Source organism: Paenibacillus ilasis, from assembly GCF_043195395.1.
Taxonomy (GTDB): Bacteria; Bacillota; Bacilli; order Paenibacillales; family Paenibacillaceae; genus Paenibacillus_AQ; species Paenibacillus_AQ lautus.
In genome coordinates this window covers 561042-575176 of sequence record NZ_JBHDJG010000003.1, presented here as the reverse complement: position 1 = coordinate 575176, position 14135 = coordinate 561042, and the positions used below count along the sequence as shown (strand labels likewise).

16 protein-coding genes are annotated in these 14135 nt (G+C 44.1%); 13 read left to right on the top strand and 3 right to left on the bottom strand.

Going from position 1 to position 14135, the window contains the following annotated elements; translation table 11 throughout:
• Positions 1-256 precede the first annotated feature (256 nt).
• Positions 257-1432: a DUF4317 domain-containing protein gene (locus ACETK5_RS26775; RefSeq protein ID WP_394058907.1), complete on the top strand. Its 1176-nt coding sequence runs from the start codon at positions 257-259 to the stop codon at positions 1430-1432.
• 291 nt (positions 1433-1723) lie between these two features.
• On the opposite strand, the gene ACETK5_RS26770 is transcribed toward ACETK5_RS26775, so the two are convergent.
• Positions 1724-2485, bottom strand: a complete 762-nt coding sequence (locus tag ACETK5_RS26770; protein WP_394058905.1) for an MBL fold metallo-hydrolase — start codon at positions 2483-2485, stop codon at positions 1724-1726.
• A gap of 187 nt (positions 2486-2672) precedes the next feature.
• Here ACETK5_RS26770 and ACETK5_RS26765 point away from each other — a divergent pair, with 187 nt between their 5' ends.
• The 3 genes from ACETK5_RS26765 to ACETK5_RS26755 all read left to right on the top strand — a co-directional run bounded on the left by ACETK5_RS26765 (position 2673) and on the right by ACETK5_RS26755 (position 6498).
• A complete protein-coding gene (locus ACETK5_RS26765) occupies positions 2673-3122 on the top strand; it encodes an Lrp/AsnC family transcriptional regulator (protein ID WP_220686453.1) in 450 nt (149 codons plus the stop codon).
• A 344-nt stretch (positions 3123-3466) separates the two neighbouring features.
• Complete coding sequence (locus ACETK5_RS26760) at positions 3467-4171, top strand: ABC transporter ATP-binding protein (RefSeq protein ID WP_394059107.1); 705 nt, start codon at positions 3467-3469, stop codon at positions 4169-4171.
• Complete coding sequence (locus ACETK5_RS26755) at positions 4171-6498, top strand: ABC transporter permease (RefSeq protein WP_394058902.1); 2328 nt, start codon at positions 4171-4173, stop codon at positions 6496-6498. Before ACETK5_RS26760 ends, ACETK5_RS26755 begins: the two co-directional genes overlap by 1 nt.
• Before the next feature lie 45 nt (positions 6499-6543).
• Here ACETK5_RS26755 and ACETK5_RS26750 read toward each other — a convergent pair whose 3' ends face one another.
• Entirely contained in the window at positions 6544-7173 is a 630-nt protein-coding gene (locus ACETK5_RS26750) for a copper amine oxidase N-terminal domain-containing protein (RefSeq protein ID WP_394058900.1), read from the bottom strand.
• 183 nt (positions 7174-7356) lie between these two features.
• On the opposite strand from ACETK5_RS26750, the gene ACETK5_RS26745 reads away from it, so the two are divergent.
• The gene (locus ACETK5_RS26745; RefSeq protein WP_394058898.1) at positions 7357-8397 is read left to right on the top strand and encodes a Gfo/Idh/MocA family protein; all 1041 of its coding nucleotides are present in this window, start codon (positions 7357-7359) and stop codon (positions 8395-8397) included.
• A 461-nt stretch (positions 8398-8858) separates the two neighbouring features.
• Here ACETK5_RS26745 and ACETK5_RS26740 read toward each other — a convergent pair whose 3' ends face one another.
• A complete protein-coding gene (locus ACETK5_RS26740) occupies positions 8859-9395 on the bottom strand; it encodes a hypothetical protein (protein ID WP_394058896.1) in 537 nt (178 codons plus the stop codon).
• Between the two features lie 198 nt (positions 9396-9593).
• Here ACETK5_RS26740 and ACETK5_RS26735 point away from each other — a divergent pair, with 198 nt between their 5' ends.
• From ACETK5_RS26735 to mazF, 8 genes are all read left to right on the top strand, one after another.
• Positions 9594-9821: a hypothetical protein gene (locus ACETK5_RS26735; protein WP_394058894.1), complete on the top strand. Its 228-nt coding sequence runs from the start codon at positions 9594-9596 to the stop codon at positions 9819-9821.
• Positions 9822-10254: 433 nt separating this feature from the next.
• Positions 10255-11457 (top strand): WXG100 family type VII secretion target, encoded by a 1203-nt coding sequence (locus ACETK5_RS26730; protein WP_394058892.1) that lies wholly within the window; start codon positions 10255-10257, stop codon positions 11455-11457.
• A gap of 12 nt (positions 11458-11469) precedes the next feature.
• Positions 11470-12012 carry a hypothetical protein gene (locus tag ACETK5_RS26725; RefSeq protein WP_216533020.1) on the top strand — a complete coding sequence of 181 codons (543 nt, stop codon included), beginning with the start codon at positions 11470-11472 and terminating at the stop codon, positions 12010-12012.
• A gap of 238 nt (positions 12013-12250) precedes the next feature.
• Positions 12251-12661: an EndoU domain-containing protein gene (locus ACETK5_RS26720; RefSeq protein ID WP_216533021.1), complete on the top strand. Its 411-nt coding sequence runs from the start codon at positions 12251-12253 to the stop codon at positions 12659-12661.
• Positions 12662-12687: 26 nt separating this feature from the next.
• Positions 12688-13104: a hypothetical protein gene (locus ACETK5_RS26715; RefSeq protein ID WP_216533022.1), complete on the top strand. Its 417-nt coding sequence runs from the start codon at positions 12688-12690 to the stop codon at positions 13102-13104.
• Positions 13105-13120: 16 nt separating this feature from the next.
• On the top strand, positions 13121-13261 hold the full coding sequence (locus ACETK5_RS26710; protein WP_367398330.1) for a DUF3320 domain-containing protein: 141 nt from the start codon (positions 13121-13123) through the stop codon (positions 13259-13261).
• 263 nt (positions 13262-13524) lie between these two features.
• Entirely contained in the window at positions 13525-13755 is a 231-nt protein-coding gene (locus ACETK5_RS26705; RefSeq protein WP_216533024.1) for an AbrB/MazE/SpoVT family DNA-binding domain-containing protein, read from the top strand.
• Positions 13749-14090, top strand: coding sequence for an endoribonuclease MazF (gene mazF, locus ACETK5_RS26700; protein WP_216533025.1), 342 nt, complete (start codon positions 13749-13751; stop codon positions 14088-14090). Before ACETK5_RS26705 ends, mazF begins: the two co-directional genes overlap by 7 nt.
• Positions 14091-14135: the final 45 nt, after the last annotated feature.

Sequence of the window (14135 nt, the reverse complement as noted above, 5' to 3'; positions counted from 1 at the left end):
TTACATGAGAAATGGCGGTACGGATCCAATTCCGTACCGCCATTTTTTATTTCGCGACCTATACTTTCCTGGCGATCTTATTTCAAGGAAATGTCCTCGACTCGGGTATTCAAATATGCAACAATAGAGGATCAGGGCCGCAGGAGAATGGACCCAAAGGCGCAGCAATGCAATCCGCAAGATCGCTTACCAATTTACGATCCAATAATTTATACTTAATAAGCCAGATTATATTTAAGGAGCTGCCGAATCGGATATGAACAAAAAAGAAGTCGCCAATATACGCAAGCAATTTAAGCTGGATCACGATTTAATGAATATTTACGATATTCTCAATGTCTATATTACGAAGGAAACGAATGAAATCTATCACTGGGAGCGCCTGCCGTTCGGGCTGGTGGATCGGGAGAAGCAAGAGTTATACATGGGGAATTTCAAAAAACTGCTGACCGGCGAACTGGATCAAAAATTGTTCGAATTGAGGTTTCAGGAAGCAGCGGAGGAACCTGCGCAGGTCATGCTTCACCAAGCGCTCGTGTCGGGTGATCCGGAAGAATGGCAGGACTTGATGCTGATGCTGGTGGATCGAATGCTGAAGGATGCCCAATATGAGCGGGATATGGTAGTCACATTCGTTCGGGGACAGTATTATTTGCCCACCAAGGCGAGAAACGATGAAGCGGAAGAGAGTGAGAAGAACGAGGTGTTCGCCCATCCGTTCATTTTATGCAGCGTGAATTCTACGGAGAAACAACGGAAGACGCTCTTGTTCGATTATGTGGAGCGGGAGTTCAAGTACAATGTCATTGTAGATCCGATTATTAAGTTAAGCACGCCGGAGCAAGGATTCCTGTACCCTAGCGTGACGGACAATTATTCCGATGTGAATCGTATTTTGTATTGTACGGGAAAATCGAATTTTCCGGATCCGCATTTTGTCGAACAGGTCTTGAACGGGGAAAGATCCGTTACGGCACTTGAAGAGCGGGCGATCTTCGAGGATATTGTCAAGGAAGTGGCCGGTGAGCAGCTCGATTCAGCCACCATAGCCCAGGTGTACGAGGAAATCAACCGGGTGATCGAAATTAACGAAGAGACGAAGGAGGAAGAACCTCCGAAGCTGGATTATAAAGATCTGGAGCGCGTACTGAACGCAAGCGGCGTAGAGGACGTGACGACCGAGAAGGTGGAGCGGGCATTCGAAACCATCGTGGACAATAAGAACTATGAGATGAAAGCAACCAGCGTCATGCCGAAGTATACTTCCAAATCCATTAAGATCGAAACAAAGGTAGCTACGATTTCCATTAGCCCGCAGGATTTAAGGTATGTCAAACAGGTGAATTTCCAAGGTAAACGCTGCATCATGATTGAAGTCGACGAAGATGTCGCGATTGAAGGGTTTACGCTGGCTTCAGAGACGCTATTATAGACTCGTTCATCGTACAAGCTTCGGCGCGGTACGGAAACCGGAGAATATATAGGTATACCATGAGTAAAAGAGGCTTGTGTTGCACTTTCGGATGGGAAGCAAAAGAGTCATGTAGGTGTTGTTAACCTATATGACTCTTTTTGTGTTAAGTATGCTGCGGAAGAAGCGGCGATAAAGACCATAATGTCTGAACCCGCTTTTGTTATTATTTAAAAGCATGTTTTGGAAAGAATAAAGACCCTAGAAGCTCTTAGGGTCTTGTAGGAACTTTGGCTTTAATCCATCGATACACTAAAACGTGTAGGATTCCCCGTCATTTGGGATCAAAACATTAGAGGAGATTCCTTTTTCGTTAGTAAAGATATTTAATTCTTCCCTCGATAATGTCCAATGATTAACTGCTTCCATATGGACAGATATAATTTTCGCCTCAGGGGCGGCTTTATAAACCTGGTAGATATCCTCTTTCCCCATTACTAGAGATCCTCCTTGAAGGAATTGATTATCTCCTCCATTTACAACAATGATTTCCGGTTTGTGTGTTTCGATTGCTTCCCCAACAGCTTCATACCAAACCGTATCTCCAGCAATATACAATGTTTTCTCGCTTGGGTGCTTAAAGACAACACCGCACACATGTCCGGCAAGTTGTAATATTTCTCCTCTGCCGTGTTCGCCTTTAGTTTTAACTAATCGAATATCTCCAAAGGCTGAATTTTCTTGCAGCACTTCTACATTTTGAAAACCCGCGTTTCTGACTTCTGCTGCGTCTTCTTCGTTTTGCACAAACATTTTAATATCTTTTGGCAGCGCCTCTTTAGCCGTATCGTCCCAATGGTCTAAATGTAGATGAGTGACTATCACAGCATCTAAGTTGCCGATAATATTGTCAACCGAGGTTGGCAAGCCAACCAAAGGATTGTTTTGATCTTGGCGTAACGAATTAGGGAAAGGCGGATACGCATCTTTTTCTCCCAAAAAAGGGTCGATTAAAAACTTCTTCCCTGCATATTGGACAACAAGTGTCGCATTTCGAATGAGTTGTATTTTCATGGCAATAGACTCCTTTTTTGATTTGGATATAGTTTACTCAGCGGCCAAGTAACCAATACAGGTTCCCTTTGTCAAGTTTGGGATAAGGGTTACTGTATAGTAAAATGATAAAGGACATCTTGAATTTATTCGATGCTTCGATGAAACGCTTTTACATTAAATCATTTCACGGTGAAAGGATTATGGTATGCAACTTGATCAAACGGATTATCAGATCCTTCGGTTACTAACCGAAAATTCAAGGATTCAATGGAAAGACTTAGGGAAACAAATTCATATGACTGGACAAGCAGTAGGCAATCGTATCAAAAAACTTGAGGAGAGCGGTGTAATTACAGCCTATTCCCTAATCATCGATGAAATGAAATTAGGGCTTGCTTATACAGCATTTGTTATCATTCATATGAAAACAGCCAATCACGATTCGTTTATTCGTTTTATTATGGATCAAAATGAGATAGTTGAAGCACATCGAATCTCGGGAGAAGGCTGTTACCATTTAACGATAAAAGTTTCATCCCAAGATCAGCTGAACCTTTTTCTTAATAAACTTCTCGATTATGGAAATTACAGCTTGAATCTGTCCATACAAAAAATCAAACAACGCAGTACGTTGACCGCCGCACCAAATGAATAGCAAAAGCTTCATTCGAGGCTCCCGTCATCGAAGGCTTTACGCTTACTACAGAGAATAAAAGGATTGTGTTGCAATTTCAGATAGGAAGCATAAGAGTCATGTAGGTGTTGTTCACTTATATGACTCTTTTTGTGTTCATAATGCCAAGCGGGAGAAGCGGCGACAAAGACCCTTCTGAAGACCGATACGTAAATACATCGGCTGCAGGAAGAAATATCCATGAGGCTAGATATGATGGATATAGAATGAAACCAGCGGTTAGTGAGAAACGGTAGTTTCTTCACAATTGACTGGGAGTGGCAGGCAACCCATTTCCGAAAATCCAATACGGGGAGATGTACGAAGTGACAACGTTAATCGAATTCAAAAACGTAACCAAGGCTTATCCAATCGGCGAAGTGACGATTCAAGCCCTTGCGGGGGTTGATTTTTCGATCCGGGAGGGGGAATTCGTCGTGATTCTAGGGGCCAGTGGGGCTGGGAAAAGCACGATTTTGAATATCCTCGGCGGGATGGATACGGCGACCTCGGGGCAAGTGTTGGTTGGGGATCAAGAAATTACGGGATGGAGCGAGAAGAGATTAACCGAATACCGCGGCGAGCAGGTTGGCTTCGTATTTCAATTCTATAACCTGATTCCGAATTTGAATGCGCTGGAGAACGTGGAATTTGCGACAGAGGTATGTAAGGACCATCTGGACGCCCGTGATATTTTACATAAGGTTGGACTAACGGATCGGATGAAGAACTTCCCTTCCCAGCTCTCTGGCGGCGAACAGCAACGAGTTGCGATTGCGAGAGCGGTTGCGAAGAATCCCGCGCTGCTCCTCTGCGACGAACCCACCGGTGCTTTGGATTATGTGACAGGAAAGTCGGTCTTAAAGCTTCTTCAAGATTTGAATAAGGAAACGAAGACATGCGTCGTGCTGGTCACCCATAATTCGGCCATCGCGCCGATGGCGGATAAAGTGATCCGCGTCAAGAGCGGGAAGATCGAGAGCATCACGATCAATGAGCACAAACAAAGCGTTGAAGGGATCGAGTGGTGATGAAGATTTTAGCGTTAAAATTATTAAGGGACATGAAACAGTCGGTGGGACAATTCATAGCCATTGTTTTGGTAATCGCGGTGGGAGCCTTTTTCTACACGGGACTGGTCACACTGAGCGACAATCTTAGCGGCTATACGAAGGGGTACTTTCAAGAACATAATCTAAGCGACTTGAACGTCTATTACAGTCAAATTTCCGCAGAGAATGTGGCCGATTTACGAGACATCGAAGGCATTCAACATATCGAAGGGCGTTATACCGTCCAGGCCGAACAGGCTTTTGAAAGTGATAAAGCCTTATTAACGGTGCACTCGATCCCCGTACCGAATGAAATCAACACATCCAGGATGATGGAGGGCAGGATGCCAGCTGGGCGGAATGAGATTCTGTTGGACTCCCACTATGCCGAGGCGCATCATTACCGTGTCGGTGATTCCATCAGCCTCCCTGTGAATGACAAGGACATGACGTTCACGATTAGCGGCCTGAATGAGAATGTGGAGCATGCCAAGAAGAACGAAACCCAGGACCATCAAGCTCATGGAATCGCTTATATCCCCGAAGAGACCATTCCTGAAATTGCAGGCGATATGTTCTACAATGAGATCCTGATTGATGCCAAGGACGGTTACGATATTGACCAGTTAGGCCAGGCCATTGAAGCACATTCCCAGTCCCTCCCTTATATAAGCCAGGTCAGCAAAGAACGAACCTTCAACTATTCCCAGACCCAGCAAACGATTCATAACAATAAGCTGATGAGCAGGGTGATCCCGATCGTTCTCTTTTTGATTGAAGCGGTGATCCTGTTTCTGATCATGTCGAGGATTATCGATTCCCAGCGCAATCAAGTGGGCATTATGAAGGCATTAGGGGTGAAAAAAAGAAGCATCATGCTGCATTACATGGGCTACCCTGTGCTGGCAGGCGTCATCGGCTCCATCTTGGGCTATGCCATCGCCGCCGCCCTATTCATTCCGCTCATTACAACGTCGATTGGGAGAAGCTACTCCCTGCCTGACCTGACGTTCACCCTCTCGTTCTTTACACTCCTACCTCCGATGATCTGCTCCAGTGCTTTTGGCATGCTGTCCTGCTACTTAAGCGGTAGAGCGATATTGCAAGAACGTGCTGCCCAGGCGATGCGTCCAAAACCGCCCAAGAAGATGAAGAAGCTGCTCATCGAGAAAGTTCCGGGCATGTGGAGTCGGCTTCCCTACAGTTACAAGATTATTCTAAGAAATATCTTCTTAAATAAACAAAAAGCATTCGCAAGCTCCGTTGGCGTTGTCGTCAGTACGGTTTTGTTGATCACGGCTTTTGGCACGCAGACGGCCCTGCTCAAGGTAGCTGGCCAGATTGAAGAGGTAAATACGTACGATTTACGAGTCGATTATGCGATAGGGTCGTTCCCGGATATGGCAGCTCTGCCCTCCGGCATTGCAGACCGTTATGGGCTGTCTACCTATCCTGTGGAGTTGATCCAAGGGGAAAACAAAGAAAACGCTGCATTGGTGGTTACGGAGCAGGATAATGAGCTGATTCGCTTTTATGATGAACAAGGCAACCGGCTATCGTTAGAAGATCATGGCGTGCTGGTACCGAAATCTTACGGGGATCAATATCAAATTGCTGAAGGGGATACGATCCAGCTTCAATTTACAGCACCGGAGCTTAACCAAACCATCGTCGATATGAAGGTTCTGGACATCTCTACACAATACTCGAATCCGTCGTTTTACAGCACACCGAATTATATGAAGAGTGTGGGTGTCGACTACGATCCCACCTCGCTATTAGTGAGCGTCCATAGCGCTGCCGATCTGGAGGGCGTTCGCAGCTTCTTTGAACAGGACCCGCAGGTGGAGGCCATTGGGGACAAGGATGATCTCAAGAAATCTGCGCAATATATGCTGAAGCAAAACAGCTTTATTTTCATCATGTTTATCATCTGCGCCATCATTCTGTCCTTCGGCGCCATCTACACGATCTCTTCCATCAACATTTATGAAAGGAATCGTGAGCTTGCCACCCTGAAGGTATTAGGCTATCCCAAACGTAAAATCAACCGGCTGATCTTCTCTGAGAACATGCTGTTAACCGCTTTTGCGGTCATTGTCGCTCTGCCGATCAGCAGTTATGTCTATTCCATCATCATCCAGGCGCTTTCGAGTACGCATCAGCAAATCCCGGACCAATTAAACCTTGTGATTATGCTGGCATCCGTTATTCTGGCGTTCATCCTGACCCTTCTCTCCAACCTCTTGCTTCGGAAAAAGGTGACGCGGATTCATATGATTGAGTCGTTGAAGGGTGTGGAGTGAAAAAAGAGAGCCTCTATTTTCGTGATAGAGGCTCTCTTTTATATTCTATTTATTATTATAAGTAAGACCTGGGAATACCTTATATTCGTTGACATCAAACAGTTTAGCTTTATTCATTGATTTAATTTTGCCTTGAGCGATTTCAATGTCCCATTCTTCTCCAAAGAGCTTTTCTTCTTGAATGATTACTCTTACTCTCACCTTAAGCGTTTCCTTTGATTGCTGAGCATCGATTATCTCATAATCAATAATGGATGGATACATACCGCCGATGGGGATCATGTCAAATCCTTCAACAGAAATTGATTTGATTAACTCCTCATCACGAGTATCAAAACCAGCGATATAAAGCGCAATAAGATTTTTGACTTGCGACCAGCTACTACTAGATATATCAAGGTTTTGATTCCAGACATCTTCCTGTAGGTCTGACTTGCTACTTTTTATTGAAACCGTTTGATTTTTTTGGTCCCAACTTACATTAGCATCCAGAGCTTTTGATATGAAACTTATTGGCACCATTACTCGATTGTTGCTCATCTGCGGGGCAACATCCGATTTAATCTCTTCGCCATTTACAACGATTTTGATTGCTCCCTTTGCAAAGGCCATTCCTACCGCAGTTGTAAGAGCAATGATTATGGCAAATAACGAAATAAGCAACTTCTTTTTCATTAATATCCCTCCACGTTAAATATCTACATAATAAAGACGTAAAATAATGGATATAGTTGGGCAGAGAAACGAGATAGGAGGATGTAAGGTAAAGGGAGTGTACGGGCTGCAGCACCTTGATCTATAATAGGTGACGTGGCATTCAATGGAAAAATGCAATCGCGAATGGAACAGGAGAACAGGATGAACAAACAAAAAATGGCCGTCATTGGCTTAGGGCATATGGGTCGGCATATGATACGTCGCTTACTGCCCCAATATACGGAGAAGGTCGAGTTGGTCGCCATTTGTGACAGTGATGAATCCAGTCTGCACCGGGAAGTCGCAGAGTCAGGAATTCGTCCAAGGCTGTACACCGACTATCGCCAACTGCTGGATGAGGTGACGCTTGACCTGGTGTATATCGCGGTTCCGCCGTCCCTGCATTATGACGTGGCCCGGATCGCATTTGAGAAAGGCGTCCACGTCTTCTGCGAGAAGCCGCTGGCCAATAGCTTGACCGAAGCCCGGAGTCTGGTGGAGCTGGCCGAGAAGGCCGATGTGCTCCATGCGGTTCATTTCTCGCTTCCGCTCGACCCGTCCGTTCTGAAGTTGCAGGGATTGCTTGAGGAGCAAGCGATTGGCCAGATCCAAAGCATGGATCTGTACCTGGAGTTTCCGCAGTGGCCGAGGGCCTGGCAGCAGAATCCTTGGATCACGTCAAGGCAGCAGGGCGGATACCTGCTGGAGGTCGGCATTCACTGGATCCAGATGATCCAGCAGGTGTTCGGGCCGATTACGCATGTGAAGAGCGAGATCGAGTTTCCGCCGGATTCGAATCAGTCCGAAAGCCGAGTCCAGGCCGTGCTCAGATTACATAATGATATCGAGATTCGCCTGTCGGGAACCGACCAACGGGAAGGGGAGGAGCGTGTCTCCCTGGTGGTCCACGGTGAGGAAGGCACCTTGGCATTGGAGAACTGGTGCAACCTGTACCGAAGCAGTAAGGATACCGTTCTGCAGCCTGTACCTGTGAATAATGTCGTCAGCCCGTTGCCGATCTTGAAGCAAATCATTCAGATTCTAAATGGAGAGTCCGGCCAGATCTATGATTTTTATGACGGGTATAACGCGCAGGTTGTTTTAGAGGCCTTGCGTAACCCGGGGGAGGGCTTTACGGATGTAAGGGCTCAGTTGATGGGGGACAAGAAGTACGGGATAGAACCGATTGCCAATTTGAAGTGATCCATGGTGTTCGTGCAACTTAGCAGTTTCATCACGCTCGGCCTGTAAAGGATGACCTAACCCTCTTGGCTCCTTTGCAGGCTGGGCCTTTTCCCAAGGGGCGTGATGGAATGAAAAGCAAAGGCAATAATCGTACTCGTTCGTATTACCGTCATCATCGACGGAGAGTGATCCAGCGTAAGAGTAGGCTTGCTAAACAGCTTGGTTGGCAGCAAAGTTTACAGGTGAGCTTGCTAAGGGGAAAATTCATTGTTCTTGTTATTATTGCAGAATGAAATCGAGAGAAATCGGATGGCCTAAGTCTGATCTTGTAAAACTTGCGCGTATGAATGAGTTTAATAGTTTGGAGTAGGGAGTTAGGTTTAGTGTGGGAAAGGCCGTAGATGGTAAAATCTACGGCCTTTTATTTTGCCCAACCATGTTCAATAAAAAAACGGCAGGGATATACCCTGCAGCTTGATCTACTTAAGATCCTCTAGAATGTATGTGAAATAATCGTCTACAAGCTTCACGATACTGCGTATTTCCTTATCGAACGTTGAGTTGGTGATTGTTCCTTTATTATAAGAGTCGACATTCAGCTTGACTCCGGAAGTTTTGGCTAAAGAAATTTCTTTAACTTCTCCATTGAGTTCTTTTTTCGTTTCAGCTGTTTCCTTATTGCAGACTTTCTTTGCTTCAATGAGACTTTTCTTAGCCTTATCAAGTGTAGCCTTCATCTGACTCAGTTCCGTCTTGCTGGCTTTGGATTTTTTAAGGTTGTTGTACTTGGTTGTTAGCTGCTTGGTTTGATTTGTAAGGGTGGTTACATCAGAACACACAGGAGCTTTATATGTCCGTATAGCAGACTTAACCTCCTTTAACCTCTGGTTGTAATCCTCAAAGTATATCTTATTAACCTCGGAGATCGACATTTTTTCGGAAGGTGGGGCGGCATAGGCCTGTGACGGGAGAATTAAGATAGCGAACATCAACAAAAGTGCTAAAGTCTTCTTCATTTATGTACGAACACCTCTCTATAAGTAGTAACATTATCATACCTTAATTTAGGTCCTAATCAATAAATAATTCGCTGGCTCCCACTGGATAACATGAAGCTGCAAACATTTTTGAGATTTGAAGGGGATTTGAAATGAAGACGAAATGGATCATGGTTGAGGGCCTGCCGGGGATTCGGCAAGTCGACGACTTCCCGTATGATTCATGCTATTCTTACCGAACGAAACATTGAGGCCCGGCTGGCAATGGAGGGGGATACTGACCATCGGGCGGATTATGAGGGAACCGCGTGTCTGAACGAAGAGGAATTCGGGCAGTTGCTGGGAGTCGCAGGCCCTGATTTGGATACTGCCTTCCTTCATATAATCCAAACCGCTCATCTTCAGAGGTTGTTAAGGAGAGTGGACGATGTACTAACTTACTGATGAACCTGATCAAGAGAGCGGATGAGCTCCTTCTCCAAATATCCAGGCTGCTAGAATTGCCCTACCAATCATACCACTCCGTTTTAAAATATAGGACCTAAAGACAAGGACAAATTATTCTTTCCTAAACATTTTCAGTGCAAGCAAGGGCGAGAATAATGAAGGATAAATTAATCCATCTATTCCCCCCTTTTTTACGGTATGTCATGTTCCGTGACTCCCTTCATCCTACAACTCCTATAATAATCGTCATATTACTGAAAACCCCGCTCGTAATAAAGTCCCGTATCTAACTGAGAAAAAGATCCTAGTTTTAAAGTAACATAGCAAGGCCTCGAGAACCTTTTCCATATAATTCAAGTGGAGTAAAATATTTAAATTAACCATGATCGGAGATCGGGTTCAATCCCGGAAGCAAGATGGAGAGGTTGTTATGAGTAGAATTTTGGTCACACCGGAGATGTTGCTGCACGTTGCAGCGCAATGCTCCAGGGCGCATGAACAGCTGGAAGCAATGATACACATGCTGAACCAGAACATTCATATGCTGGAGTCTGCCTGGGAAGGTACGACGAGATCCCGTTTTTATGCGGATTTTCAGCAGGCGCATCGGGAGATGACGCAGACCACGGAGCATATCCATCGGACAAGCCTGGAGCTGAGAGGGATTGCCCAACGATTTAAGTCAGCAGATGAGCGGGTACAACCGATCCAAGTTGCTGGGCATGTGCTGGGAGCATTCCCTATGATGAGGGGACCCGCAGGCCATAGTGCCGTAGAGGATGCCGGGAGAAAAGCGGAGGAAGCTTGGAATGCGGTACAGCAGGAAGCGGGGAAGGCATGGGACACCGTCAAGCAAGAAGCAGAGGAACTATGGGAGGGCGTAAAGATCGGGGCCGTCCAGTTAGGGAACTCGTTAATGGATACGGCGATATCCTTGTACGAAGATCCGCTTGGAACCGGGAAAGAGATGCTCTATAATGCAACCATCGGGACGGTCGAGGATATTTGGGACACGGGGATATGGGCCGGCAGAATGCTTTTTAGCAATGAGTACCGCGAAAAAGTTACCGAAGACGTAAAGGCAGAAGTCGATTCAGCAGGCGGTTGGTCCAATTATTTGGGGCAGGGGGCAGCTTTGATCCTTGGGGAGGTTATCCTCAACCGTGCTGGAATTAGGGGTAGAGGCCCGTTGAATAATAAGCATGATGATCTTGGTGGGGGTAATAGTGGCGGTAGTGGTGGCGGTAATGGTAGCGGTGATGGTGACGGTAAGAAGTCGGGGGATGAGGGAAAAGGTGAAGTTGAGCTAAGTTTGGGTAACATTAAACACTTCTGGAGTGGACATTCTTTCGAGTCATTCAGCAAGCAAATTCCTTATTTGTTGAAAGTCAAATCAAGAGAAGCAGTGGAAAACCAATTATCCAATGTTAGTTTCTTTAATAAGAATTTAAGTAAGGATCAAGTTGTCTCTCAAGTTGAAAGAGCTTCGAATGAAGCGGTAGCGAAGGGAATATCCCATGGACGATACTCTACTATGATAGATGAAGAATTGATAACAGTTGCATTCGATGACGGCTTATTTCAGACTGCATGGGGATCGCATAAATATAAACTATCAGATTTTGGTTACTAGGGGGTGTAGTCTTTGTTTAAAATTAATTTCAGATTTGTAGACGAAGATATTCAGCAGTTTAGGAAAATAAACTCTGAACAATTTGATAAGGACTTTGGTGGTGATATTTCTGGACAAATTGAATTAATTTTCGGTGATCGCTCTGTTGGGTTTTATCATGACGAAGTTCCTTTTGGAAATGAATTGATATTTCATTGGTTCTGTAGGTTGAATGAAGTTCTTGAGGTTCTTGAAAGCAGGGATAGTTCTCATTATATCGCTATGAATATAATGGGAAGTGATCAATGGATTGAATTTGTTAATGAGGGGGGACTGCGAGTTAGTTTAATTAATAGTCCCGGTATGACAGAGATACAGGACTTTATTACCGAAACACCTCTTCTACATACTGACAACAAGGAGTGGGGAGATATACTTATAGACCATGCGGAGTTTAAAAATGAAATCATGAATAGCACATTAAAACTGTTGCAACAAATAAATGATTTGAACAGTGATTTGCTTAGGTCGAATAAATTAAGAAGAATACAGGAGTATCGTAGGTACTACACATAAGGCTACCCAGTCACGAATGAACCCAACATTCAACCAATAACACATCTAACCCATGTAATATCCGTATAAAGATTTCTTTATTTCTGTTGTACGCACTAAAATTCTTGAATTTCATATCCTTAATAACGCTATTCCTTTACATTAAACAGGTCGATTATGGTTAGATACCATGATGATTGACCTGTTTTTTGTCTTTCGGTTCCTTGTTCGTTGACTTCCGATTGTTATTAGTCCAGAAATGAAAGATAAGATATTGGAGGGACAACGCAAAAACCCAAATAAGAATGACTTAATTGGTGGGCATTCTCCTGAAATCACTAACCGTAATCCAAATTATGCAGTTGAAGAGATCTCTATTAACCCTGATGGTACGAGAAAAGTAAGGTTTACCACACAATTCCTAGATGGAAATCTTTCTAAAATTAAAACAAGTACACTCTTTCCAGAGTCTTGGACTGAAGAACAAATTCTAAATAGCATAACTAATGTTGGTAATGCACCAGCTATTTCAACCAGGTTAAGAGATGGGGCAACTTGGCATAGAGCTATTGTTAATGGTGTTGAAATTGATGTAATTAAAGCTGGAGAAAATGTGACCAGTGGCTATCCAACACGAACGGTAAATGCATCTCGCCCAGCAGGTTTTTAATTCAACATTAAGTGGAGGCAATGTATATGTACAAAGAACTAGATAACCTATTATCTGCGGATACAACAGTAGATTCTTGGTATGATGATGGCTGTGTCATTGCAAACGAGATCCTTGCAGAGTTTAGTCCAAGTGATTGGGATGAATTATCTAATCAAGTCCTAAGTAAACCAGTAGAATGGCAAAGAAAATTAGCATATTGTTTAGATAATGAGTGTAATATGTATGAACTTAACATTTTAATAGCATTGCTGAGCACTAATGATGTTGAGTTGTTCGAGATATGCATTGACACACTAAGAAGTTTTACAAATCATGATAGTAAGAAAATGGTATTAGATAATCCCATAATAATACAACGTGTTAATAACATTTTATCGGAAACTTCGAGCTTACCAGTGAAAAATATGCTTCAAGATTTTCTTTCAAAAATACATTTATAAATTTGCGCTCTATACCTTGATTGAATCCACTTCTCCAGAATCGACGGAGAACATTTTGGGACAGATCCGAAAAGTCATTCAAGAAGAAGGACCTATTAGCCGGAGCTTACTTACAAAACGTATTTTACAGGCATGGGGCATTACCTTCTCAAATTAGTCTTCCTTATGATGAGTTAATGAGACAAGTGGTTAACGCTCGGATACGCTAGATCCGGCAGTGCTCTGGAGAAGTCGATTAAATCGGGGACATAGAGCTATTGAGCTTGGTTACGCTTATAAAGATGGAAATCAGCGGGTGGTTGTGAAGTAAAGCAAGTCTAATCGATCATGGATTACTAAAACTCGCCGAAAAGGTCAATAATTTGACTTCATCCCAGAATATGTTTATACTTTGTATAAACATTAGTGTGGGGTGATAGTATGTCACAAGTTCAAAAATGGGGTAACAGTCTAGGCATTCGTATCCCCAAGACTCTGGCCATGGAGGTAGGACTTGAGGAAGGCTCGGAAATCGATCTTGACGTTGAAGATGGCCATCTTGTCATCAGGCCACGGACCAATAAATTGGAAGATCTACTTTCGAAAATAACGCCTGATAATATCCATTCCGAGGTTCAAACGGGTGATCCGCAAGGACGTGAGTCATGGTAATAGAAAATTACATTCCTGATCGCGGCGACTTGGTATGGCTTCAGTTTAATCCCCAATCTGGCCATGAGCAGTCGGGAAAACGCCCAGCCCTTGTCCTCTCACCTGCGCAATATAATGGAAAAGTCGGCTTAGCCTTGTTCTGTCCTGTTACTTCCAAGGCTAAAGGTTACCCATTCGAGGTGGTTATTCCACAGGATTTACCGATTGAAGGGGTTATCCTGTCTGATCAAATCAAGAGCCTTGATTGGCAATCTCGCCAAGTCAAGTTTATTTGCAGAGTTCCAAAGGAGACCTTGGATGAGGTTTTGAGTAGGGTCGATTTGTTGATTCACTAACCGTAAATTATTATATAAGCCGCTCCTCCGTATCGGATTTGTTGG